General features: G+C 65.2%; 22 protein-coding genes and 1 other RNA gene. 11 read left to right on the top strand and 12 right to left on the bottom strand.

Features of this window, described 5'->3' with window-relative positions:
* Positions 1–191 precede the first annotated feature (191 nt).
* The gene (locus QQL24_RS03405; protein WP_284310468.1) at positions 192–1,340 is read right to left on the bottom strand and encodes a DUF4167 domain-containing protein; all 1,149 of its coding nucleotides are present in this window, start codon (positions 1,338–1,340) and stop codon (positions 192–194) included.
* A gap of 449 nt (positions 1,341–1,789) precedes the next feature.
* On the opposite strand from QQL24_RS03405, the gene ffs reads away from it, so the two are divergent.
* The 4 genes from ffs to QQL24_RS03385 all read left to right on the top strand — a co-directional run bounded on the left by ffs (position 1,790) and on the right by QQL24_RS03385 (position 4,492).
* Positions 1,790–1,887: signal recognition particle sRNA small type (gene ffs / locus QQL24_RS03400), an RNA gene on the top strand.
* A gap of 45 nt (positions 1,888–1,932) precedes the next feature.
* Positions 1,933–3,717 carry a DNA polymerase III subunit gamma/tau gene (locus tag QQL24_RS03395; protein WP_284310467.1) on the top strand — a complete coding sequence of 595 codons (1,785 nt, stop codon included), beginning with the start codon at positions 1,933–1,935 and terminating at the stop codon, positions 3,715–3,717.
* 9 nt (positions 3,718–3,726) lie between these two features.
* Positions 3,727–4,050: a YbaB/EbfC family nucleoid-associated protein gene (locus QQL24_RS03390; protein ID WP_284310466.1), complete on the top strand. Its 324-nt coding sequence runs from the start codon at positions 3,727–3,729 to the stop codon at positions 4,048–4,050.
* A 34-nt stretch (positions 4,051–4,084) separates the two neighbouring features.
* The gene (locus QQL24_RS03385) at positions 4,085–4,492 is read left to right on the top strand and encodes a hypothetical protein (RefSeq protein ID WP_284310465.1); all 408 of its coding nucleotides are present in this window, start codon (positions 4,085–4,087) and stop codon (positions 4,490–4,492) included.
* A 38-nt stretch (positions 4,493–4,530) separates the two neighbouring features.
* Here the strand turns inward: QQL24_RS03385 and QQL24_RS03380 are convergent, their stop codons facing one another.
* Genes QQL24_RS03380 through QQL24_RS03365 form a run of 4 tightly spaced genes read right to left on the bottom strand, consistent with a single transcriptional unit; the run spans position 4,531 to position 6,051 of the window.
* Positions 4,531–4,872 carry a type II toxin-antitoxin system RelE/ParE family toxin gene (locus QQL24_RS03380; RefSeq protein WP_284310464.1) on the bottom strand — a complete coding sequence of 114 codons (342 nt, stop codon included), beginning with the start codon at positions 4,870–4,872 and terminating at the stop codon, positions 4,531–4,533.
* Positions 4,873–5,118 (bottom strand): type II toxin-antitoxin system ParD family antitoxin, encoded by a 246-nt coding sequence (locus QQL24_RS03375; RefSeq protein WP_284310463.1) that lies wholly within the window; start codon positions 5,116–5,118, stop codon positions 4,873–4,875.
* Between the two features lie 41 nt (positions 5,119–5,159).
* Positions 5,160–5,627 (bottom strand): carboxymuconolactone decarboxylase family protein, encoded by a 468-nt coding sequence (locus QQL24_RS03370; RefSeq protein WP_284310462.1) that lies wholly within the window; start codon positions 5,625–5,627, stop codon positions 5,160–5,162.
* Between the two features lies 1 nt (position 5,628).
* Positions 5,629–6,051 carry a cupin domain-containing protein gene (locus tag QQL24_RS03365; RefSeq protein WP_284310461.1) on the bottom strand — a complete coding sequence of 141 codons (423 nt, stop codon included), beginning with the start codon at positions 6,049–6,051 and terminating at the stop codon, positions 5,629–5,631.
* Between the two features lie 96 nt (positions 6,052–6,147).
* On the opposite strand from QQL24_RS03365, the gene pdxR reads away from it, so the two are divergent.
* Both pdxR and QQL24_RS03355 read left to right on the top strand, forming a co-directional pair.
* Positions 6,148–7,563 carry a MocR-like pyridoxine biosynthesis transcription factor PdxR gene (gene pdxR / locus QQL24_RS03360; protein ID WP_284310623.1) on the top strand — a complete coding sequence of 472 codons (1,416 nt, stop codon included), beginning with the start codon at positions 6,148–6,150 and terminating at the stop codon, positions 7,561–7,563.
* An 84-nt stretch (positions 7,564–7,647) separates the two neighbouring features.
* The gene (locus QQL24_RS03355; protein ID WP_284310460.1) at positions 7,648–8,331 is read left to right on the top strand and encodes a 5-formyltetrahydrofolate cyclo-ligase; all 684 of its coding nucleotides are present in this window, start codon (positions 7,648–7,650) and stop codon (positions 8,329–8,331) included.
* 143 nt (positions 8,332–8,474) lie between these two features.
* Here the strand turns inward: QQL24_RS03355 and QQL24_RS03350 are convergent, their stop codons facing one another.
* Positions 8,475–9,569: an HPP family protein gene (locus QQL24_RS03350; protein ID WP_284310459.1), complete on the bottom strand. Its 1,095-nt coding sequence runs from the start codon at positions 9,567–9,569 to the stop codon at positions 8,475–8,477.
* A 218-nt stretch (positions 9,570–9,787) separates the two neighbouring features.
* Between QQL24_RS03350 and recR the strand changes: the two genes are divergently transcribed.
* The 5 genes from recR to QQL24_RS03325 all read left to right on the top strand — a co-directional run bounded on the left by recR (position 9,788) and on the right by QQL24_RS03325 (position 14,832).
* Positions 9,788–10,390, top strand: a complete 603-nt coding sequence (gene recR, locus QQL24_RS03345; RefSeq protein ID WP_284310458.1) for a recombination mediator RecR — start codon at positions 9,788–9,790, stop codon at positions 10,388–10,390.
* Between the two features lie 152 nt (positions 10,391–10,542).
* Complete coding sequence (locus QQL24_RS03340; protein WP_284310457.1) at positions 10,543–10,845, top strand: virulence factor; 303 nt, start codon at positions 10,543–10,545, stop codon at positions 10,843–10,845.
* A 24-nt stretch (positions 10,846–10,869) separates the two neighbouring features.
* Positions 10,870–11,460, top strand: coding sequence for a methylenetetrahydrofolate reductase C-terminal domain-containing protein (locus QQL24_RS03335; protein ID WP_284310456.1), 591 nt, complete (start codon positions 10,870–10,872; stop codon positions 11,458–11,460).
* Positions 11,457–12,509, top strand: a complete 1,053-nt coding sequence (locus QQL24_RS03330; protein WP_284310455.1) for a methylenetetrahydrofolate reductase — start codon at positions 11,457–11,459, stop codon at positions 12,507–12,509. Before QQL24_RS03335 ends, QQL24_RS03330 begins: the two co-directional genes overlap by 4 nt.
* Before the next feature lie 133 nt (positions 12,510–12,642).
* Positions 12,643–14,832 (top strand): patatin-like phospholipase family protein, encoded by a 2,190-nt coding sequence (locus QQL24_RS03325; protein ID WP_284310454.1) that lies wholly within the window; start codon positions 12,643–12,645, stop codon positions 14,830–14,832.
* Here QQL24_RS03325 and QQL24_RS03320 read toward each other — a convergent pair.
* From QQL24_RS03320 to choW, 6 genes are all read right to left on the bottom strand, one after another.
* Entirely contained in the window at positions 14,807–15,175 is a 369-nt protein-coding gene (locus QQL24_RS03320; RefSeq protein ID WP_284310453.1) for a VOC family protein, read from the bottom strand. The two genes, QQL24_RS03325 and QQL24_RS03320, sit on opposite strands and share 26 nt — an antisense overlap.
* Before the next feature lie 131 nt (positions 15,176–15,306).
* Entirely contained in the window at positions 15,307–16,317 is a 1,011-nt protein-coding gene (locus QQL24_RS03315; RefSeq protein WP_284310452.1) for a CobW family GTP-binding protein, read from the bottom strand.
* A complete protein-coding gene (locus QQL24_RS03310) occupies positions 16,314–17,204 on the bottom strand; it encodes a DMT family transporter (protein WP_284310451.1) in 891 nt (296 codons plus the stop codon). Before QQL24_RS03310 ends, QQL24_RS03315 begins: the two co-directional genes overlap by 4 nt.
* A gap of 252 nt (positions 17,205–17,456) precedes the next feature.
* On the bottom strand, positions 17,457–18,782 hold the full coding sequence (locus tag QQL24_RS03305) for a D-alanyl-D-alanine carboxypeptidase family protein (RefSeq protein WP_284310450.1): 1,326 nt from the start codon (positions 18,780–18,782) through the stop codon (positions 17,457–17,459).
* A gap of 483 nt (positions 18,783–19,265) precedes the next feature.
* Positions 19,266–20,462 carry a choline ABC transporter ATP-binding protein gene (gene choV / locus QQL24_RS03300; RefSeq protein WP_284310449.1) on the bottom strand — a complete coding sequence of 399 codons (1,197 nt, stop codon included), beginning with the start codon at positions 20,460–20,462 and terminating at the stop codon, positions 19,266–19,268.
* Entirely contained in the window at positions 20,462–21,304 is an 843-nt protein-coding gene (gene choW / locus QQL24_RS03295) for a choline ABC transporter permease subunit (RefSeq protein ID WP_284310448.1), read from the bottom strand. Before choW ends, choV begins: the two co-directional genes overlap by 1 nt.
* Positions 21,305–21,366: the final 62 nt, after the last annotated feature.

Here is a 21,366-nt window from a genome sequence, read left to right as displayed (position 1 = left end):
CGACCCTCTGGTGCTGTCTGGCACCGCTCGGACCGTTATGGACCATGATTTGCAGCGCTTGCGCAAGTCATAAGCCACCAAACCCGCAAGTGGCCGCCGAGTTCCAGCATATCGATACTTCGATACAATAAAAAAACGGCGGTCAGGAAGCGACCGCCGGTTTGATCATGGCATTGCGTGCTGACGGGCGATTATTCGCCGGCCGGCTCCGCGCTCGGCTCGGGCGTTTCACTTGCCTCGGCCGTGCGCTTGGTGGTGCGACGGCGGCGTGTACGCAGAGGAAAGCGCGCTTCGCCCTCACCCTCTACAGGCTCGGGGGCCGCTTCTACTGCCACGGCAGGGGCGGGAGCCACAGCCGGCGTGGGGGCCGGAGCTGGGGCCGGCGCCACCGCTGGCGTGCCCGTGATGAAGGAGGGCAGCGTCGAGAGCGAATTGTCCTCGCTCACGTCCGGCTGGGGCTGGTCGACCGGCACAACCGAAGCTGGCTGGAAGGAACGCTCCTGATAGGGCCCACGCTCACCCTGCTGGCGGTCACCGTAAGGCGCAGCTTCGCCATTGCGATCGCGGAAGGGCCGCTCGGGACGGTCGCCATAACGACGATCTCGGCGGCCGTGGCGCGGATTGAAACTGCGCTGCTCCCCGGCGCCTTCGCCTTCCGGCGCGAAGCCGTTGACGGGAGCGTCGAAACTGCGCTCGGCCCGCTCACCATAGGTGCGCTCGCGCGGCTGGCGCTCCTCGCGATAGGGCCTGTCATCACGCGGTTGACGGTCGTCGCGCGGCTGGCGGTCATCGCGTGGGGGACGCTCGCCGCTGAAGCGGTCGTTACGGTCGCGGAAACGGGGCTCGCGCTCGCGATAGGGCTGGCCGCCCTCGGCGCGATCGTTGAAGCCGCGCTCACGGTCACGGTCGCCAAAATTGCGCTCGCGCGCCGGCTGCACCAGACGCGGCTGCTCTTCGAAGCCGTTGCCGTTGCCGAACTGATTCGCGGGCGAACCGAAGCCCTGCGGCATCGAGGGGATCGGCCCCTCGAAATCGGAATCATCGCCCTCTTCCTCGTCCTCGGCGCCCTGGCTGAAGCCCTGCTCACTGCCAAATTGCGGCTGCGCGGCGGCGATGATGCGGAAATAATGCTCGGCGTGCTGAAGATAGGATTCGGCCAGAATCGGGTCGCCTGAAGACTGGGCGTCGCGCGCCAGCTGGACATATTTCTCGGCGATATGGGCGGCTGTGCCGCGTACCTTGACGTCGGGGCCGTTGGATTCGTAGCTGCGGCTGAGCGGGTTCGGACCCTTACCGCCGCGCGAACGGCCGCGCATACGCTTTTGCTGTCCCTGCCTCATGGGTTGGTCTCATTCTCCAATATAAACTTGCGCGAAGCGGCGAGGTCATGGCGGTGATCCGTCATGGCCGAAGCGTCTTTCTTGTTACCGCACGGGTCAGGAAAATCATCAATTCCGCCTGCGTCGCACGCAGCAGCACACCACCGGCAGATCGCCACCTTGGCTCTTGTAACCGGAATGAGCATTTCTATCGTTGGGGCGAACGAGCGCTTCGCTCGAAGTTCGACGACAAGTGCTTCCCGCACTAGAGCCAGCTCGTACTATCGACGCCAGCCCCTAACGATTTGTGTATCCCTAGATAGTCGCTCACGCGCCAAAGTCCAAGACGTTTTTTTGGGCCGAATAGGTTTTTTTGCTGAAAAACCGTGAAAGTCCCCTGCTTCCAGTGCCTGTGATGAATTGGGTGTTGCCGTCTTGTCATTCGCGCGACGATGCCTCATATACGCGTCGGGAGGTTGGCGGTGGACGCAACACTCGCCAACCGGGTCAGGTCCGGAAGGAAGCAGCCCCAACGAGACCGCTGCGGGTCTTCGTCCAGCCTCCTACCTTTTCTTACGGCCGCGTCGCGGAAGCCCTTTCAGAGGGATGGTTGATGGAAGACGCGAACACCAAGCTGCCCGATACCCAGCCCTATCGCGTCCTCGCCCGCAAATACCGCCCCCAGACCTTCGATGATCTGATCGGCCAGGACGCCATGGTGCGTACCCTGTCGAATGCCTTCGAGACCGGGCGCATCCACCAGGCCTATATGCTCACCGGCGTGCGTGGCGTCGGCAAGACCACGACGGCGCGCATCCTTGCTCGCGGCCTGAATTACGAGCCGGAGGAGGGCGGCGGCAAGCCCACCATCCATATGCCGGTGCTCGGCCGCCACTGCCAGGCGATCATCGATTCGCGCCATATGGACGTGATGGAACTCGACGCCGCCTCGCATAACGGCATCGAGAACATCCGCGAGATCACGGACGGCGTGCGCTATGCCCCGGTTTCGGCGCGCTTCAAGGTCCTCATCATGGACGAGGTCCAAATGGTGACAACCCAGGCCTTCAACGCGCTCCTGAAGACCCTGGAAGAGCCGCCGCCGCATGTAAAATTCATCTTCGCCACCACCGAAATCCGCAAGGTGCCGATCACCATCCTCTCGCGCTGCCAGCGTTTCGACCTGCGCCGCGTCGATGCCGGCCTGCTGACGCGCCATCTCGGCTCGATCTGCGAGAAGGAGAATGTGACGATCGACGCCGAGGCGCTGGCGATGATCGCCCGCGCGGCCGAAGGCTCGGTGCGCGATTCGCTCTCCTTGCTCGACCAGGCCATCGCCCATTCTGGCGGCACCATCGACGCCGAGAACGTGCGGGCCATGCTGGGCCTTGCCGACCGCTCGCGGGTGATCGACCTGTTCGAGGCGGTAATGCGGGGCGATGCCGCCTCGGCGCTCGACGAATTGCGCGCCCAATACGACCAGGGCGCCGACCCGGCCGTGGTGCTGTCGGAACTTGCCGAATTCACCCATTTCGTCACGCGCGTGAAGATCTCGCCGGCCGCCGCCAACGATCCCTCGGCCACCGAGGTCGAGAAAGTGCGCGGCACGGAGCTCGCGGGCAAGCTTTCGATGAAGGTGCTGACGCGCCAGTGGCAGATGCTGCTCAAGGGCATCCCGGAGACGCAGACGGCCGCCAAGCCGCTGGCCGCCGCCGACATGGTGCTGGCACGTCTGTGCTATGCCGCCGACCTGCCCTCGCCCGAGGATCTCATCCGCCAGTTGACGGACAATGGCGGCAGCCTGCCAGCCCGTTCGCCCGCCCCTTCGCCATCTGCTCCTGCGCCGCCGGCGCCGCGCGCCCAGCTGATCACCAGCGTCGCGCAGCCGCCGATGCAAGCTCAGCCTCAGCCGATGCGTGTCCCCCAGGCGGATACGGCAGCCCTGCCTACCCGCGAGCTCGCGAACTTTGCCGAGGTGGTGGCGCTTGCGCAGGAAAAGCGCGACCTGCCGCTGAAGCTGTCGCTCGAGCGCTTCGTGCGCCTGGTCGCCTTTGCCGACGGACGCCTCGACATCGCCCTCGAACAGGGCACGCCCCAGGGGTTCGTCAACGACCTTTCGAGAAAATTGTCGGACTGGACCAACAAGCGCTGGCTGGTGGTGATCTCCGCCGAACGGGGTGAGGCGACGCTGCGCGAACAGGCCGAGGCCAGGCAGGCCGCCGTGCTCTCCGGCATCCGCGCCCATCCGCTGGTGCGCAATGTGATGGAACGCTTCCCCGGTGCCGAAATCGTCGACGTACGCGACAACAGCCCGGTGGTGACGCAATCCCTGCCGCCGGCGCCCGACGAGAATGACGAGCCAGACGACGCCGAGTTTTATTCGGCCGATGATATCTAGGAGATTCCCATGAAAGACGTGATGGGCATGATGAAGCAGGTCCAGGCCATGCAGGCCAAGATGCAGGACCTGCAGGCCGAACTGGAGCGCACGGAAGTGGAAGGCGTCGCCGGCGGCGGCCTCGTCAAGGTGCGCCTCACGGCCAAGGGCGAGATGAAGGGCATCAGCGTGGATGATTCGCTGCTCAAGCCGGAGGAGAAGGAGATCGTCGAGGATCTCATCCTCGCCGCCCACAACGATGCCCGCGCCAAGGGCGATCGCCTGATGCAGGAAAAGATGGGCGCCCTCACCGCCGGCCTGCCGATCCCGCCCGGCATGAAGCTGCCATTCTGAGGCGGTGGCGTCCCGACGGATCGGTTGTGCCGTTTTGCTGGCGGCATGTCTCGCAACCTCGGCCGCGCAAGGCCGCGACTATGCGGTCGGACAGATATGGTCCTACCGCACCCGGCCCGGCGAAGAGGCTTCCCGCATTCTGATCGACAAGATCGAGGACCATGCCAAGCTTGGCCACATCTTTCACATCAGCATTGCGGATGTGAAAATCCAGAACGGGCTGGCACCGGGTGGCTATTCCTATTCGCTGCCCCATCTGCCCGTCTCCCAGAGGACCATGGATACGAGCGTGGTGGCGCTAGTTGGGCAGGGCGGCCCCAATCCCGCATTTGAAGAGGGCTATGCCCAATGGAAACCCGCCTTCGATGCTGGGAAGGCGGGAATCTGGACGATCACTCTGTCAGGGATCGTCGGCGTCGTCGAAAAAGGGTTGAATCAGTAAGGGCTTGGCACCTGATCGCTTGAGGAAGATGCCAGGATTCAGTCAGGATCTTCTCCTGGTGCGGGCGATGCCGAACTGCCTCTGCTGAAAAACGCCTCAATATCGCGGTGCCCCTCGACAACATTGACGATTTGGAGCCGGTCTTCTTCATAACGAAGGAGAATAATGTATCCCTGATAAGCGAAGCTTCGAATATCCGAGCGTAATTCCGGCCTCAAACGTCCCATGAGACCCGGCAGTGACGCGAGCTTGCGACACTGCCGGCGCAACCGGTCGGTGAAGCGGCGCCCGAGCGCCGGATTGCCGCTCTCGCGTGTGATGTAGGTCTGTATCGCGATGAAGTCCCGGCGCGCCGCGAAAGTGTATGAAAGCCGGCGCACTCAATGTCCCTCTTGCGCCAATCGCTCCGCAGCGGCATCGAGATCTCTCCCGATATCTTCATCCGACAAGTCGCCTCCCTCTTCGATGGAGGCATTCACCATGTCCCGAAGAGCGCGCAGCTTGGCTTCGCGCTCTTCCACAAGCCGAAGACCCTCTCGCACCACCTCGCTCGCGGAACCATAGCGGCCTTCTGCGACAATGGCAGAGACGAACTCTTCCCAACGACTGCCGATAGAAACGTTCATGACGGTGTCCTCCGCCGCCACGATAACATTATATGCTCAATTTATGCTACTCTCTGTAGCTCCTTCACCGCCTGCGGCGTCGCCCGGAAGCTGATGGCGAGGCGGTTGTAGGTATTCATCAGGCCGATGGCGATGGTGAGGTCGGCGAGTTCCTTCTCGTTGAAGGCGGCACGGGCGGCCTGGAACTCGGTGTCGGGGACAGCCGTCTCGGCCACCTTCGTCACCGTCTCCGCCCATCTCAGCGCGGCCCGCTCCCGAGCGGAGAACAGCTCGCCAGCCTCATGCCATACCGGGGTGAGCGCGATCTTGTCGATCGGGATGCCATCCTTGATCAGGTCCCGCGTGTGCATGTCGATGCAATAGGCGCAGCCATTGATCAGCGAGACACGCAGATAGACGAGGTCGATCAGGGCCTTGGGCAGGCCGCTCTGGCTGACATAGCCATAGACGCCGCCGAGGGCCTTCATGCCGGCCGGTGCGGCCGTGTTGTAGTCGAGGCGATGGGTCATCTCACTTGTCCTTGTCAAAGGTGGTCAAGGTCCTCTCGTCGCTGTCGGCGACGAAGACGGCGAGGAGGGAGGCGGGCTTGGTCTTGCTGGCGTTCTCGCTCACCTTGTGATGGGCGCCGGGATCCTCATACCAGCTCTCAGGGGCACGATAGACCTTGGCCGGCCGGTCATCGACCTGGCTGCGGATCGAGCCCGACAGCACATAGGCCCAGACGAAGGCCGATTTGGCGTGGGTATGGGAAGGCGAGGTGCCACCCGGCTTGTAGGAGACGACGACGGTCGTCAGTGTCTTGCCGGGGATATTGGGGAGCTGGTGCTGGAAGGCCGGCGTAACGATGTCGCCGCCCTTTGCGTCGCCGGCGCTGGCGAAACCAGTACCTGCCAAGGCGAAGGAAGCGGCCAGAAGCCATGTCTTGAAGGTCATCGTCCTGTTCCCGATGCTATCGATGGCGCGAAGATGCGCTGCTTTCGGATCATGAAAAGCACCAAGTCTTGCATAAAATGCTGTACCATGACAGATATGACGGACAGGTTCGAGATCAGCATCGACCGCGCGGCCCGGCAGCCGCTGGCGGTCCAGATTCATCGCAGCATCAGCCAGGCCATCCGTGACGGGCGTCTTGCAGGCGGGGCGCGCTTGCCCTCATGGCGCGACCTCGCCGCCCAGCTCGGCGTGGCGCGCGGCACGGTGCGGGTCGCCTATGAGAAGCTCGCCGACGAGCAGTTGATCGCCGGCATGGGCGCGGCGGGCACGCGCGTCATCTCGCAGGGCGCGCCGCGCCGGCCTGCCGGCCCGGCCCGTGAGGCGGCGCCTCTGCCGATGCTTTTCCATGATTTCGAGCGCCCGCCCGCCGCCTTCCAGATGGGTGTCCCGGCGCAGGATGCCTTTCCGTTCTCGCTGTGGTCGCGCCTGATGGCACGCAGTGCGCGGGCGGCGGCCGCCACGCCTGTGAGCTACCCGGACCCGCGCGGCCACTCCGAGCTCCGGCAGGAGATCGCCGCCTATCTCGCCCTGTCGCGCAGCATCCAATGCTCGCCGGGGCAGATCCTGGTGACCTCCGGCTATGCCGGCGCTCTCGGCCTGATCCTGCGCACGCTCGACCTCGACGGCTGCCACGCCTGGCTGGAGGATCCGGCCTTTCCGCTCACTCGTATCGGGCTCGAATTTGCCCGCATCGCCATCACGCCCGTCCCCGTCGACAATGAGGGGCTCGATGTCGCGGCCGCCCTGCGTCTGGCGCCCGAGGCGAAGCTCGCGGTCGTCACGCCCGGCCAGCAGGCACCGCTCGGCGTCACCCTGTCGCTGACCCGCCGCCTCGCCCTCATCGACTGGGCCGGGCGCGCAGGAGCCTGGATCATCGAGGATGATTATCTCAGCGAATTGCAGCTCAAGGGCCGGGCGGCACCGGCTCTTGCCTCGCTCGACCCGCACGGCCGCGTGCTGCATGCCGGTAGTTTCAGCAAGACCATCAGCCCGGCGCTCAGGCTCGGCTTCCTGGTGGTGCCGCCCGAACTCGCCGCCCGTTTCGGCGACGTCGCCGCTGCCCTCTTCCCGGCGCCGGCGGCTTCGATCCAGCGGGCCGTCGCGGCTTTCCTGGCGGAGGGACATTACCTCCGGCACCTGCGCCACATGAAGCGCCTTTATGCGGCCCGGCGCGAGCGGCTCGCTGAGCATATGCGCCAGCGCCGACGTCCCGGCATGGCCGTGCATGTCACCGGCGGCCTTTCCGTCCTCCTCGACCTGCCCGACACCGCCGACGATCTCGCCATCGCCAGCCAGGCCCTTCCTTTCGGCCTGGCGCCCGTGCCGCTCTCGCCCTGGTACCAGGCGTCGCGCCACGCCGGCCTCATGCTCGGCATCACCAACCAGAGCGAACAGCGCCTCGCCGCCGATTGCGACCGCCTGATCGGGCTGATCGAAGCGAATGGCGGCTGATGTCCGCCCCGGGCGGGAGGGCGTCGCCTCTAGGGTAAGACCGGCGGAAACGAGGGCGTAGCCTTCCGGAAGGAGGGCCTCGACATGGGCGATCCCCAAGACGACGATGCGCGCGATCTAGCGTCCCCCGCCTGCTTCCTGCACGAGCTCTCGCCAGGCGAAGGCGGCATGGGCGATCTCAGTCCGGCCGAGCGGCGCTCCAACATCTTCCGCTGGCGCCGGGCCGAGCGCGAACGTCTCCTCGCCCTGCGCATAGCGATCCCCGCCGACAGGCGGGCCGCGGATGCCGAGTGCATTGCCGCCCATCTCGACACGCTCCTGCCGGCGGTGGAGGGCAAGGTCGTCAGCCTTTACTGGCCGATGCGCTGCGAACCGGACCTGCGCGCCTGGTTCGCCGCGATCCTCGGGCGCGGCGCCATCGGCGCACTGCCGGTGGTGGCGGAGAAGAACACCCCGCTGGTCTTCCACCTCTGGCGGCCGGGCGAGAAGCTGAAGCGCGGCTTCTGGAACATCCCGGTGCCCGAAAAGGAGGAGGCAGTCACGCCCGACATTGCCCTCGCACCCATCGTCGGCTTCGACGCGGAGGGCTACCGGCTCGGCTATGGCGGCGGCTATTTCGATCGCACACTGGCGGTGCTGCCGGCGAGCCGGCGCGTGATCGGCGTGGGCTATTCGATGCTCAGGATACGCACGATCTATCCGCTGCCGCACGATATCAAGATGGATGCCATCGTGACGGAAGCTGGGAGCGCGGACGTCCCCTCTTGAATCGCTGGAAGTGGAGTGTCGATCACCGATTGACATCGCCTTCACTCTCAAGCGTGTCGTTTCCATGAATGTCGATCGGTGATCGACACTCCAACCCCACCTAATCCCCGCCCACCTTCGTTCAAGAGCCGATCGTCCGGCACTCACTTGAGTGTCGTGGGAACGTCCGCGCTCCCGGCAAGGCGTGCCGTCGCCGCGAGGAGGTCCGTCTGCGTCACCAGGCCGGCCACTCGTCCCTCCTCAAGCACGATCACCACCGCATGCGCGCTGCCGTCGGTCAGGCGCGGGATCAGGCTCAGCGCCGGTGTCCCGGGTGTCGCTGTTACAGCTGCCCGCATCACCTCGCCGACCCGCTCCCCAAGCCGGGCGAGTTCGCGCAGGCCCACCGTACCGGCAAGCCGGCCGGTGGCATCCACCACAGGCAGCGTGCGGATATTGTGGTCGAGCATGAGGTTGCGCGCCGCCTGCAGCTCCGTCTCCGGCCCGACGGTGATCACGTCGCGGGACATGATGTCGGCGCAGGCGATGTCGCCATGGCTGCGCAGCAAGGCGCGTTCCTCGACCCGCCGCAGCAACCGGTCTAAATCCTGGCGATCGATGTCGAAGGCCTCGCCAATATCCTCCAGCGCGGCATCGACGTCCTCGGCGCGGAAACCGACTCGCCGCGAGGGAGCGGAATCGCGGGTGCCATGCGTGCTGGCTGGCAGAGGGGCGGACACATGCGGATAGGCATGGCGGGAGAAGCGGTGGAAGAGCCAGCCGAGCGCCACCAGCAGGAGCGAGTTCAGCCCCACCGGTATGAGCGCGAAGCTGAAGCCGGCCGCCGCAACGGCGGGGCCGCCGATTACCGCCGTCAGCGCTGCCGCTCCGCCCGGTGGATGCAGGCAACGGGTGAGCGACATCACCGCGATGGCCAGGCCCACCGCAAGCCCGATGGCGGCGAGCGGCTCGTGCACGAACTGGCAGACGATGATGCCGGCCAGCGCCGAGAGCGTGTTGCCGCCGACGATCGACCAGGGCTGCGCCAGGGGGCTCGCCGGCACGGCGAAGAGCAGCACGGCCGAGGCGCCGACGGGGGCGACGATATAGGGCAGATGCGGATCTCGGCCGAAGACCAGCGTGCAGACGAGCCCGGTGAGGCCGATGCCGATAACGGCGCCGAGACAGGCGAACAGCCGGTCGCGCGGGGTGGCGCCGGCGAGGATCGGCACGAAGAGCTTGGAGGGAAGGATCGGCATCTTGGACCAGGAACAACGGAGGCGTCGAGATATATCGCAAAGCGATACGTAAGCTCAAGCAGCGCTGGGAGCGCGGACGTCCCGTCCGCTCTTCCCTCCATCGCAGGACCACGTTTCCAAGAGCGGATCGTCCGACACTCTCTTGAGTGTCGTAGGGACGTCCGCGCTCCCAGCGAAAACCCCTCGCATCACCGCACCAAATCACCTATCTGAGCAGCATGCCCTCCGTGACCGGCCCCGAAATCGAACGCCTGATCCAGCTCCTTGCCCGCCTGCCGGGCCTGGGGCCCCGTTCGGCGCGCCGTGCCGCCCTCACGCTGATCAAGAAGCGCGACCAGCTGATGCTGCCGCTCGCCTCGGCGCTGCAGATTGCCTGCGAGCGGGTTGTGGTGTGCTCGAACTGCGGCAATATCGATACCGCCGATCCCTGCACCATGTGCTCGGACCCGCGCCGGGACAATGCCCTGCTCGTGGTGGTGGAGGACGTCTCGGACCTCTGGGCGCTGGAGCGCGCCGGTGTCGTCAATGCGCGCTATCATGTGCTCGGCGGCACGCTCTCACCGCTCGACGGGATCGGCCCCGAGGATCTTTCCATCGAGAAGCTGATCTCCCGCGTCTCCGAAGGCGGCATCACCGAAGTCATGCTCGCCCTCAACGCCACGGTCGACGGCCAGACCACCGCCCATTACGTCACCGATCTTCTCGCGCCCACGGGCGTCAAGGTGACGAAACTGGCGCATGGGGTGCCGGTCGGAGGCGAGCTTGACTATCTCGACGAGGGCACTCTGGCCGCCGCGATCCGCAGCCGGACGCCGTTTTGATGGTGTCATCCCGGACGCGGTGCGGCACGCAGTGACGCTCCGCAGATCCGGGACCGCCATCAGAACAAAGCTACTCATCTTGCGATCCCGGATCTGCGACGCATCACTTCGTGCTGCATCGCGTCCGAGATGACAGAACCCCAGGACCCATCATGCCCCAGCTCATCATTACCTATTGGCGCGACATTCCCACCATGGTGGTGGCCAAGCAGGGCCGCACCAGCGCCAAGCGCGAGCTGTCCTCGCGGTTCGGCGAGGCCGTCGACATGGCGGCCATGCGCTCGGATGCCGCCGCAACCGACGATTACCTCGCCGAATTCCGGCGCAGCACCCCGGTGGAGTGCGGCGACGACCTCGAAGCGGAAGTTTCGGCAGCGGCGGCCAAGATCGAGGCGGAATATGACAAGGCCCGGCTTGTCGCTCTTGCCAAGAATGGCGGCAAAGAGAGCAGCTAGCTCTTCAACCCGAGTTCTGCCGACATGCGCACGCCCGCCGCCTTTGAAGCCACTGGAAAATCGCCGCGCGATGCGAAGAAATTCGCGCTGCGTTTCTGGGCCATCCGCAACTCCGCCGCCATGGAGCGGATGTACAACGGCCTGGAATGGACGCTGGTGAAGCTTGCCCCCGCCTTCACCGCCATCGGCTGGGAGCGCATGGAAAAGCCGGTCGCCAAGGTCGAGAAGCTGGTGAAGGGCGCGCTGTTCGACTGCAAGATGTGCGGCCAATGCGCCCTTTCCTCCACCGGCATGTCCTGCCCGATGAACTGTCCGAAAGGCCTCCGCAACGGGCCCTGCGGCGGCGTGCGTGCCAATGGCAATTGCGAAGTCTATGCCGACATGCCGTGCGTGTGGGTGAAGGCCTATGAGGGCTCGCAGAATATGCAGGATGGCGCCGCCATCGCAGTGCCGGCCAAGCCGGTCGACCACCGCCTGAAGGGGACATCCTCCTGGCTGGCGGTGGCCCGCGAGAAATCCGGCTACAACGCTCGCATCGCGGCCGAGAGGGCCGCCGCCGCGGCGGCAGCCAAGGCGAAGGCGGCGACCGGCAAGAGCGGGGGAGCCAAGGCATGAGCATGGAAACCCGCCTGCCCCATCCCGACGATTTCGGCCCGCACCCAGCCGCCCCTCTGCCGGCGCTGCCCGGCCATTCCTCGCGCGGACGCCTGGAGCGCGTGCTCCGCCGCGGCGAATTCGCCGTCACGGCCGAGCTCAATCCGCCCGATTCGGCCAATCCCGACGATGTGCTGGAGCGCGTGAAGCCCTTCGAAGGCTGGGTCGACGCCATCAATGCCACCGACGGCTCCGGCGCCAACTGCCACATGTCCTCGGTGGCGATCTGTGCGCTGCTGACGCGCGTCGGCTATTCGCCAGTGTTCCAGATCTCCTGCCGCGACTACAACCGCATTGCCATCCAGGGCAATGTGCTGGGCGCGGCGGCGCTCGGCGTGTGCAATGTGCTGTGCCTCTCCGGCGACGGCGTGCAGAGCGGCGACCACCCCGAGGCCAAGCCGGTGTTCGACCTCGACTCCACCGCTTTGCTCTCGACCATCCGCACCATGCGCGACGAGAGCCGCTTCCTCTCAGGCCGCAAGATCACCACGCCGCCGGCGATGTTCATGGGTGCTGCGGCCAATCCCTTCGTGCCGCCCTATGACTTCAGGCCTGTCAACCTCGCCAAAAAGGTCGAGGCCGGCGCGCAGTTCATCCAGACGCAATATTGCTTCGACGTGCCGCTGCTCGAGCGTTTCATGGCGCGTATCCGCGACATGGGCCTGCATGAGAAGTGCTTCATCATGGTCGGCGTCGGCCCGCTGGCCTCGGCCCGCACCGCCAAATGGATGCGCTCCAACGTGCCGGGCGTGCATGTGCCCGACGAGATCATCAAGCGGCTCGAAGGCGCGGCGGACCAGAAGGAAGAAGGCAAGCGCCTGTGCATCGACATCATCCAGCAGGTGCGCGAGATCAAGGGCGTCGCGGGCGTGCATGTGATGGCCTATCGCCAGGAAGAATATGTCTCGGAGATCGTGCACGAATCCGGCGTCCTCGCCGGCCGCACGCCCTGGCGCCGCGACATGGTCGCAGGGCCGATGCCGCATGAGGAGATGGTGGCGGCGCAGTAGTAGAGCCTTTCCGGCAGGCCGCGGGCCCCCTTCCCCTAACTCTGTTGTGACCGATCCTCAAAAGCCGCATTGCCTTCCCCGTTCCACCTTGTGCATCATGGGGCCTGCCTGCTGAAGCGGTCCGGGGAGCGCGATGATGTCTGGTGATGGTGAGAGTCCTCAATCCGGCGGCTCTTCCGCCAGCCCGCCACTTGAATGCGATATCGTGATGGCGGGTGGCATCACATCCGGCATCATCTATCCGGGCGCCGTCGCCAGGATCGCAGAGCGCTTCGCCTTCCGTTCGATCGGGGGCACCTCTGTTGGGGCCATCGCCGCCGCAGTGGCCGCAGCCGCCGAGTATGGAAGGCGAACCGGCGACAACCCCAATGCCTTCGAGAGCATCGTTGCCGGTATCCCACAGAGCCTCGGCGACCAGGCCAGCGACAAGCATTCGCGCCTTTTTCATCTCTTCACGGCCGAGGCAGGCACGCAGCCACTTCTTACTTTGGTGATGCCGCTCTTCCAGGGCGGCAGCATGGTCGGAAGGCTCTCCGGCGTCCTGATGGCGGCGCTGTCTGCCGCCTGGATCGCCCTGCCTGTGCTGATCGCCACGATAATCGGCCTCATCCTCGTCATGGGGCTCCTTTGGCTGGGTCATGGCATGCTCGCCCTCATCGCCCTGCCTGCCGTGCTCACCTTCATCCTGGCCGTCTGGCTGGTGGCGCTCTTCGTGATGCTTCAGTATCGCTGGCTGCCTGGCCTGCAGAAGAACGGCTACGGCGTCTGCACGGGCCAGATGGCGCCCACCGTCAAGGAGGACGCAAGCAAGCTGCCCTTCGAGGGGCTGACCGCCTGGATCCACCGCATGGTGCAGACTGCGGCGGGCCGCAAGATCACCGATGATCCTCTGACCTTCGGCGATCTCTGGAACTGCCCTGGCAAGAAGGTGGCGGCGTCCACCGCCCCGCCCGATCCCGAGCAGGTGCCGCCCCGCACGATCGACCTCGCGATGATCGTCAGCGACATCAGTCGCCATCGCGCGATGCAACTTCCCTTCCTGGAGTTCCCGACACCCGTCTATGTCGAGGTCGAGGAACTGAAGCGCTATTACCCCGACAGCATCGTGAACTGGATGGTGGCGAACAAAGGCGTTGCCCTCCCCGATGTCGAGACGCCCGACGGCACCATCCGCCTTCCCGAACCCGCCAATATTCCCGTCGTCTTCGGCGCTCGGCTTTCGCTGAGCTTCCCGATCCTGCTTACGGCCGTCCGCCTGCGCACGCCCGATTTCCTTGCCCGGAAGAACGGTGGCAAGGCACCCTTGCGGGATCTCTGGCTGTCCGATGGCGGCCTGATCTCGAACTTCCCGATCCACTTCTTCGACAGCCCGATCCCGACCCGGCCGACCTTCTGCCTGAATCTCGTGGATTACGGCTCGGAGGTACCCGCGGACGACGGCAACGCCGCTCAGGCGCCTGTCGGTTCCTTTGACGAGACCAGATTAGCCAAGAATCGCAAGCCGCAACCTGCTGTTCCCCCGGGGCCTGGAAACGAGGTCTGGAAATTCGTGACCATGATCAGCGGCAACCGTTTCCTGCCGCCGCCTTTTACGGATTTCGATGCGAAACGTGTCGGCATGGTCGGCTTCCTTGGCACGCTGGTCAATACGGCGCGGGTCTGGAGCGACAATCAGCTGCTGCTGGCGCCGGGCGTGCGCGAGCGCGTCGTCAACATCGCCCTGAAGAGCGACGAGGGGGGCCTGAACCTCGACATGAAGCCGGACGTTCTGCTCGACCTCGACTATCGCGGGCAGGCGGCCGGCCTGCTGATCGCCGCACGGTTCGACCCCAGCGCCCAAACGGATCCCAGCACAGGCGAGGAGCCGCCAAGAGCCTTCATCAACCATCGCTGGGTGCGCTACCGCAACTTCATGGGCGCCTTCGAGGATCTCTCCAGGCGCTATGTGTCGTCCCTGGACGGTTCGGAAGAAGCGGCCCGGCAGCGCGGCGAACCACTTCTCGAGAACATGGTTCGGGGAGAGGCGGAAAAGCTCCATGGCTATGATCTTCCCGACCACGCCCGCGGTTACTTCCTGACCTATACGGATGAGTTGAGGGCCTTGGCACTCAGGATGGCCGCCGCCACGAGGTCAAAACCCGTGGAAACCTTCGACCAGTATTCTACTTACGCAGACGGCAGGACGGTGAACCCACCCGGCGCCGCCCCGCGGCCGAAAATGCGCCTGCAGTTGCGGCCGCTGACGGGCAATGATCCGGCGGCGGAGAGGGCCGACCTCCCCGCGCCGCCTCCTGACGCTACGCCGCTGCCGCAAACACCCTGAGGCGGTGGCCGTCGGGGTCGAGAATCACGAAGGTGCGGCCGAAATCGAGGTCGATGGGCTTTTGCAGCACACGGACATCCTTGGCGCTCCATTCGGCATAGAGCTTGTCGACGCTGGCGGCGTCGGCCACTTCGATGCCGAGTTCCGCGCCGCCGGGAGCGGCACCCGGCAAAGGCTCGGCGGTGTGCTTCGACCACAGGCCGAGCCTCAGGCCGGATTCGAGTACGAACATCGCGAAAGTGGCCTGTTCTTCCACCGGCGCCAGGCCGAGGAGGTCACGGTAGAAGGCGGCGCTGCGGCGCGGGCTGTCGACGAAAAGCAGCACGTAGTGGGCATTGGGCATGATGGGCTCCTCGGGTTGCGATGAAGAGGATGTAGAACATCTGCCTGTCAGATTCTGGCAGGAGCATTCCCGGGTGCGCGGAAATCGCGACATGCAAGCGCGTCGCTGTGATGTCCGCGCACCCGAGATCCTCAGAACGCCAAAGGATTGTTGGTCAGCGCCTCGCGGTCCGGCGCGTCGAGCCTGATATCGCCGGTGAAGGCGGCGAACAGGTCTTCGACGCGGCGCTGGTCCAGGCCCCTGGTGATCAGGACGATGCGAGTGCGCTCGTCCCCATCCGGCCAGGCGGAGAGGCGCTCGGGCGGATACAGCACATGCTGCACGCCCTGGATCAGCACAGGCCGCGCCGGCTCGTCGGCGAGCTTCACAAGCCCCTTCAGCCGCAGCAGGCCCTCGCCGTGGTGCTCGCGCAACTCGTCGAGGAAGCCGACGAGACGGTAGGGCTCCATTGTCTTGCCGGTGGTGAGCACGAAGGAGGCGATCGAGGCGTCGTGGGCGCTGAAGAAGGGGCGGGGCTTCTGCGGCATGGCAGGCGTGAAGGCCGGGGCAGCGAGCAGCTCGGCCGGCTGCACGTCCTGTACGCTGTCGATCCGGGCTTGCGGATTGAGCGCCGCCAGCCTGGCGATGAAGGGCGCGATGTCGGGTACAAGATCGGCCTTGCTGATGAGGATGTGGTCAGCCACCGCAAGCTGGGCGAGGCTCTCCGCATGTTCGTCCAGCAACGCCTCTCCCCGCTGGGCATCCGCCACGGCGACAACGCCAGCAAGCCGATAGCCGGCGGCGACGAGCTGGGGCGCGAGCAGGGTCTGCAGCACCGGGGTCGGGTGGGCGAGACCGGTTGTCTCGATTACCACGCGGGCGAAGGGCGGCAGGCTGCCGTCCGCGCGGCGTGCGGCAAGGTCGGCAAGCGTGTCGAGAAGATCACCGCGCAGGCTGCAGCACAGGCACCCCGAGGAGAGCAGCACGACGCCGTCGCCGGACTTCTGCACGAGGAGATGGTCGAGCCCGGCATCGCCATATTCGTTGATCACCACCGCCGTATCCGCCAACGTCGGATGCTTGAGCAGGCGGTTGAGCAGCGTAGTCTTGCCGGCGCCGAGAAAACCGGTCAGCACGAAGGCGGGGATGGCTGGCGTGCTCATGCCGGCGCCACCTGCTTGCGGCTTTCGGCGAGGACGGAGACCATCACCGCGATGAGCACCAGGGCGCCGCCGCTGATCTGGGCAAGGGTGAGGCCTTCGCCCAGCACCTGCGTCGCCAGGAGGATCGAGGCCACGGGCTCGGCACAGAAGACAAGGCCGAGTGCGGCCGGCAGCGTCAGGCGGGCGGCGAGGAGATGGAAGCCGAAGGCCAGCACGAAGAGGAGGATATGCATGCCGGCCGGAAAGGCGGCAACGACCAGCACGGAAGGTGGGTTCAGCCTGCCGGCAAAGAGACAGGCGGCGAGCGCGATGGGAATGATGATGAGCTGCGTCCAGAAGCCCGCGATCAGCGGCGTCGAACCGCGCGTTGCCCGCGCCGCGCAGAAAAACTGCGCCGCGGCGGCCGCCGCTCCCATCAACGCAAGCGTGAGGCCCCGCCAGTCGAGCGAGGTGAAGTTCGGGCCAAGGGCGATGAACAGGCCGGCAAAGGCCAAAGCGAAAATGCCGAGCCGCGCCGGCGTCAGGCGCTCGCCGTCGACGAGCGGGGCCACCAGCAGGATCATCAGCGGATAGGTGTAATAGAGGATGGTGGCGACGCCCACTGGGATGAAGGCCACCGAGGAGATGTAGCACAAGCCCACGAAGCTGGTGGCAATGCCGAGGCCCAGCACGGGAAGGCGGCTGCCCGCAGGCACGGCCAGCGAGCGGCTCCGGGCAAGGCCGAGCCCACCGAGCACTACCACCATCAGGAAGGCGCGGTAGAGCACCAGCGTCGGGCCGTCAGCTCCCGCCTGGGCCGCCAGCTTGGCATAGGGCACGTTGGCGCCGTAGCACAGCGCCGCCGTCAAGCCGATGCTCAGTCCGAAAAGGGTGGTGTTACGCGACATAGGAAATGAGGTGGACCAGTATCTTGGCAGCACTAGCGAGGATAGGAAGAAAGCTGGGCAGAGGAGCTCAGCCGAAAATCGCAAGAAGCAGGACCTTTTGCTCGTCATTGCGAGCGCAGCGAAGCAATCCAGGAGCCAAAGGGCGGCGTCTACCGCCTCTGGATTGCTTCGCTGCGCTCGCAATGACGATGTTTCCATCGCCTCTTTCAGCTTGCGTCGCCTTACTAACCAAGCGCCACCGCTCAGTACGCCTCACCCTTCCGGCTGCGGCTTCCTTTTCTTCTTGGGATCGGCCGGCTTCACAAGTTTGGCGGGCTTGGCCTTCGCGGCCTTGGTGTTCGCCGTCTTCTTCAGGCTCTTGCGGCCCTTGTTGAGCTTGGGGTCGGTGAGTTGCGGCGGCACGGCCAGGGCCTTGGCAGGGTCGGCATAGCCGGCCGCGGTTACCGCGCCCTTCTTGCCGGCAACCTTGGAATTGGCCGGCTTGGCGGGTCTGTCGAGAAGGACCGGCGCATCGGCGAAGGCGAACAGCGGCCGGCGCGTGCCCAGATAGGGACCGACGGCAATCGGCGGCGCGGTCACCCAGCTCGACAGCAACGGACTTGCCGCCACAGGGAGGCCGCCTGGCTCGCCCGGCAGTACCTCGGCCGTGTCGGCATTCTCGGCGGCGGACGAACCGCCCCTCTTGCGCGAGCAGGCGATGTCACGAATGTCGGCCGGACCGGGATAGTTGGAAGCGCGCAGCTCAGTCAGCAGGGGAGCCTTGGTGAAGAAGCCACCACCCGGGTTGTTGTAGTTCGCCTCGAACAGGTTGACCGCCTGGTTGGTGCGCTCGTTCGGCGTGGGCGAGCCCATCACCACTGTGATCAGCTTGCGGCCGTTGCGCGTCGCGGTCGCCACCACATTGAAGCCGGAGGCGCAGATGAAGCCGGTCTTCATGCCGTCGGTGCCGGGATAGCGGTAGACCAGGGCGTTGTGGGTGCGCAGCACGCGGGCGCCGGACTGGATGGTCTGGATCTGGAACAGCGAGGCATATTGCGGGAATTGGGTGATGATGGCGTCGGCGATGATGGCCATGTCGCGCGCCGAGGTGACCTGGCGCGGGTCGGGCAGGCCGTTGGGATTGACCCAATGGCTCTGCGCCATGCCGAGGGCGCGGGAATTGGCGTTCATCTCGTCGGCGAATTTGTCGATCGAGCCCGACGTGCCTTCGGCGAGCGCCACCGCGATGTCATTGGCGGAATGGACGACCAGCATCTTCAGGGCATCGTCCACGGTGATCAGGGTGCCGACGGGATAGCCCATCTTCGAAGGCGCCTGCCTGGCGGCGCGCGGCGTGATGATGATCGGCGTGCCACCGTCGATACGGCCAGCCTTCAGCGCCTTGAACACGGTGTAGGCCGTCATCAGCTTGGAGAGGGAGGCGGGATACCAGGGCCTGGTCGCATCGTTCTGCTGGAGCACCCGTCCGGTGGCGGCATCGACGACGATGGTGGGGTTGGCGCTTGCGATGCCCCCGGCGAACCCGGAGACAAGACTTGCCACGGCAATGGCGGCAATGGCGCGTTTCATCATACCCATCAGTTCCCCTTTCGGCTTCGGCGGCGGCCACACATCCTCCGCGAGGGGGGCGATTTGATGACCGCAAGACGGACTGCGCGGGCAATCCGCCAACAGGGTCGCAAGTATCGCGGCAAAGAATTAACGGATCAATGGCCAATCGGCGCGTGCGAACAGGCTTTTCTCGGTTGTATCATCTCGACTTTGCATCGCGAGGTCGGCGCAGCCAGCCAGTTACACCATTCACAGAATACGTGCCGTCCTGTTTCTCGGCATAGCCAACACCGGGATTCTTGAGTCAACATCACAGCCACTTGTGCAGCCCTTTTCCGTCGGAGCAGGCTGGGATCTCCGAGTTCCAATCCCCGCCCCGCGGTTGGCACCCGCGCCTGGCATTTGTCCCTACGATCCTAGAAGTGGTGGTAGAGGAGCAATGCTGGGGACAGGCAGCGCCAGGACCAATCAAGCCATTTCAGCGCTGCCTTCATTGTGTCGTTCGGCCTCTTAGGCCGGGTCCTGCTTCCTCAGCACGGCCTGCAGCACGTCCTTGACGCCGATGGCGCCGACGAAGCGGTTCTGCTCGTCGAACAGGGCCACGGGCGCGGTATCGGCATTGTGCATGGCGAGCATCACCGTCTTCAGCGAGGTACCAGGGCTCGCCCAATAGCAGGGCCGCTCGCCGGCCGGGACCGGCGTCTCGCATTCAGAGCAATGCACCCAGGCGCCGTGCACGCCATCCCGTTCGGCCGCCAGAACCTGGCCATCGGGAGCGACCTTGAAGCGCGTGGTCTTGCGGCTGTCGAGCCAGATCCAGCCATCCTCGCCCTTTTCGAGGTCGCGGGCATCGCGCATCACGTGCCAGGCCGTGAGCACGCTGAGCGGGTTCACATTGGCGATGAATTCCTGGACATAGTCATTGGCCGGACGCAGCACGATGTCCTCGGGCTTGCCGGATTGCACGATGCGCCCGCTCTCCAGGATGGTGATGGTGTTGCCGATCTTGAGGGCCTCTTCGAGATCGTGGCTGACGAAGATGATGGTCTTCTTCAGCTCCGCCTGCAGCTGGAGGAGTTCGTCCTGCAGCTTGGTGCGGATCAGCGGATCGAGCGCCGAGAACGGCTCGTCCATCAGCAGGATCGGGGCTTCGGTGGCAAAGGCACGAGCAAGGCCGACGCGCTGCTGCATGCCGCCCGAGAGTTCATGGGCGAATTTATGGGCCCACTGATCGAGATGGACCAGCTTGAGCTGCTTGTCGACGCGCACCTTGCGCTCGGCTTCCGGCACGCCGGCGAGTTCGAGGCCGAAGCCGACATTCTCCGCCACCGTGCGCCAGGGCAGAAGGCCGAATTGCTGGAAGACCATGGCGACGGCACCCTGGCGGACCTGCCGGAGCGTGGTCGCGTCGCAGGAAACGACGTCGACCATCTTGTTGCCCGACTTCACCAGCACGGAACCGCGGGTGACTTTGTTGAGGCCGTTGACGGCGCGCATCAGGGTCGACTTGCCGGAGCCCGACAGGCCCATCAGCACGCTGATCTCACCCTCGTTGACGGTCAGGTTGCCGTTGGCACAGCCGAGCACCGAGCCCGTCTTTTCCAGGATCTCGGCGCGGGTGGAGCCCGCATCGAGCATCTTGAGAGCTTCGGTCTGCTTGGCGCCGAAGATGATATCGACATTCTTGAAATCGACGGCGACGTTCATCAGTGCGCTCCCTTCACTCGGCAGAGGCGGTCCAGCATGATCGCCAGGATAACGATGCAGGCGCCGGCTTCAAAGCCACGCGGGATGTTGAACTGGCCCATGGCGCGCACGACGTCGACGCCGAGGCCCTCGGCCCCGACTAGGCCTGCGATGACGACCATGGAGAGGCTGAGCATGATGCATTGGGTGACACCCGCCATGATGGTCGGCAGCGCATGCGGCAGCTCGACCTTCCACAGCAGCTGGCTCTTGGTGGAACCGAAGGCTTCGCCTGCCTCCTTCAACGCGGTCGGCGTCGAGGTGATGCCCAGATAAGTCAGGCGCACGGGCGCCGGCAGAGCAAAGATCAGCGTGGCAATCAGGCCAGGAGCAAAGCCAAGGCGGAACAGGGCGACCATCGGGATCAGATAGACCAGGGTCGGCAGCGTCTGCATCATGTCGAGGACGGGATGCAGGAAGTGATAGAGCCTGGGCCGATGGGCCGCCATCACGCCGAGCGGGATACCGATCGCCATCGCGACGGCCGCCGACCAGAACACGAGAGACACCGTCTTCATCGTGTTGACCCAATAGCCCTGGTTCCAGATGAACAGGCAGCCGAGAAGGACGAACAGGCAGAGCTCCCACGAGCGCTGGCGCCACCAAGCAAAAGCCATGGTCAGCACGATAACGACGATGGGCGGGGGATAGACCAGTATGTCCGCCGTATGATTGACGACGTATTCGATAGCCTTACGCAGCGGATCGAACAGCCACGTGGTGCAATATTGCTGCAAGAACACGACGATTGTATTCATAAGCTGGCCAAATGGCAGCTTGTAGGTCGTAACCCAATCGAACATTAAGTCCCCCGCATTCTACGATGGCCGGGCTTGATCGGGTCCCACCCTCGAAGGGCATGTCT

The organism is Labrys miyagiensis, assembly GCF_030160835.1.
In the GTDB taxonomy this organism is placed as follows: Bacteria; Pseudomonadota; Alphaproteobacteria; order Rhizobiales; family Labraceae; genus Labrys; species Labrys miyagiensis.
Note: the sequence above shows the minus strand (reverse complement) of the source record. Positions and strands in the feature narration are given on the sequence as shown.

Bases quoted from the DNA above. Each gene is read 5' to 3' on its own strand.
- QQL24_RS03325 (WP_284310454.1), top strand. From the start codon at position 12,643: ATGATGTCTGGTGATGGTGAGAGTCCTCAATCCGGCGGCTCTTCCGCC.
- QQL24_RS03365 (WP_284310461.1), bottom strand. From the start codon at position 6,051: ATGACCTTCAAGACATGGCTTCTGGCCGCTTCCTTCGCCTTGGCAGGT.
- choV (WP_284310449.1), bottom strand. From the start codon at position 20,462: ATGAACGTCGCCGTCGATTTCAAGAATGTCGATATCATCTTCGGCGCC.
- recR (WP_284310458.1), top strand. From the start codon at position 9,788: ATGCCCTCCGTGACCGGCCCCGAAATCGAACGCCTGATCCAGCTCCTT.
- QQL24_RS03355 (WP_284310460.1), top strand. From the start codon at position 7,648: ATGGGCGATCCCCAAGACGACGATGCGCGCGATCTAGCGTCCCCCGCC.
- QQL24_RS03335 (WP_284310456.1), top strand. From the start codon at position 10,870: ATGCGCACGCCCGCCGCCTTTGAAGCCACTGGAAAATCGCCGCGCGAT.
- QQL24_RS03340 (WP_284310457.1), top strand. From the start codon at position 10,543: ATGCCCCAGCTCATCATTACCTATTGGCGCGACATTCCCACCATGGTG.
- QQL24_RS03370 (WP_284310462.1), bottom strand. From the start codon at position 5,627: ATGACCCATCGCCTCGACTACAACACGGCCGCACCGGCCGGCATGAAG.
- QQL24_RS03375 (WP_284310463.1), bottom strand. From the start codon at position 5,118: ATGAACGTTTCTATCGGCAGTCGTTGGGAAGAGTTCGTCTCTGCCATT.
- QQL24_RS03310 (WP_284310451.1), bottom strand. From the start codon at position 17,204: ATGTCGCGTAACACCACCCTTTTCGGACTGAGCATCGGCTTGACGGCG.
- QQL24_RS03315 (WP_284310452.1), bottom strand. From the start codon at position 16,317: ATGAGCACGCCAGCCATCCCCGCCTTCGTGCTGACCGGTTTTCTCGGC.
- QQL24_RS03395 (WP_284310467.1), top strand. From the start codon at position 1,933: ATGGAAGACGCGAACACCAAGCTGCCCGATACCCAGCCCTATCGCGTC.
- QQL24_RS03320 (WP_284310453.1), bottom strand. From the start codon at position 15,175: ATGCCCAATGCCCACTACGTGCTGCTTTTCGTCGACAGCCCGCGCCGC.
- QQL24_RS03305 (WP_284310450.1), bottom strand. From the start codon at position 18,782: ATGGGTATGATGAAACGCGCCATTGCCGCCATTGCCGTGGCAAGTCTT.
- QQL24_RS03350 (WP_284310459.1), bottom strand. From the start codon at position 9,569: ATGCCGATCCTTCCCTCCAAGCTCTTCGTGCCGATCCTCGCCGGCGCC.
- QQL24_RS03330 (WP_284310455.1), top strand. From the start codon at position 11,457: ATGAGCATGGAAACCCGCCTGCCCCATCCCGACGATTTCGGCCCGCAC.
- choW (WP_284310448.1), bottom strand. From the start codon at position 21,304: ATGTTCGATTGGGTTACGACCTACAAGCTGCCATTTGGCCAGCTTATG.
- pdxR (WP_284310623.1), top strand. From the start codon at position 6,148: ATGACGGACAGGTTCGAGATCAGCATCGACCGCGCGGCCCGGCAGCCG.
- QQL24_RS03390 (WP_284310466.1), top strand. From the start codon at position 3,727: ATGAAAGACGTGATGGGCATGATGAAGCAGGTCCAGGCCATGCAGGCC.
- QQL24_RS03405 (WP_284310468.1), bottom strand. From the start codon at position 1,340: ATGAGGCAGGGACAGCAAAAGCGTATGCGCGGCCGTTCGCGCGGCGGT.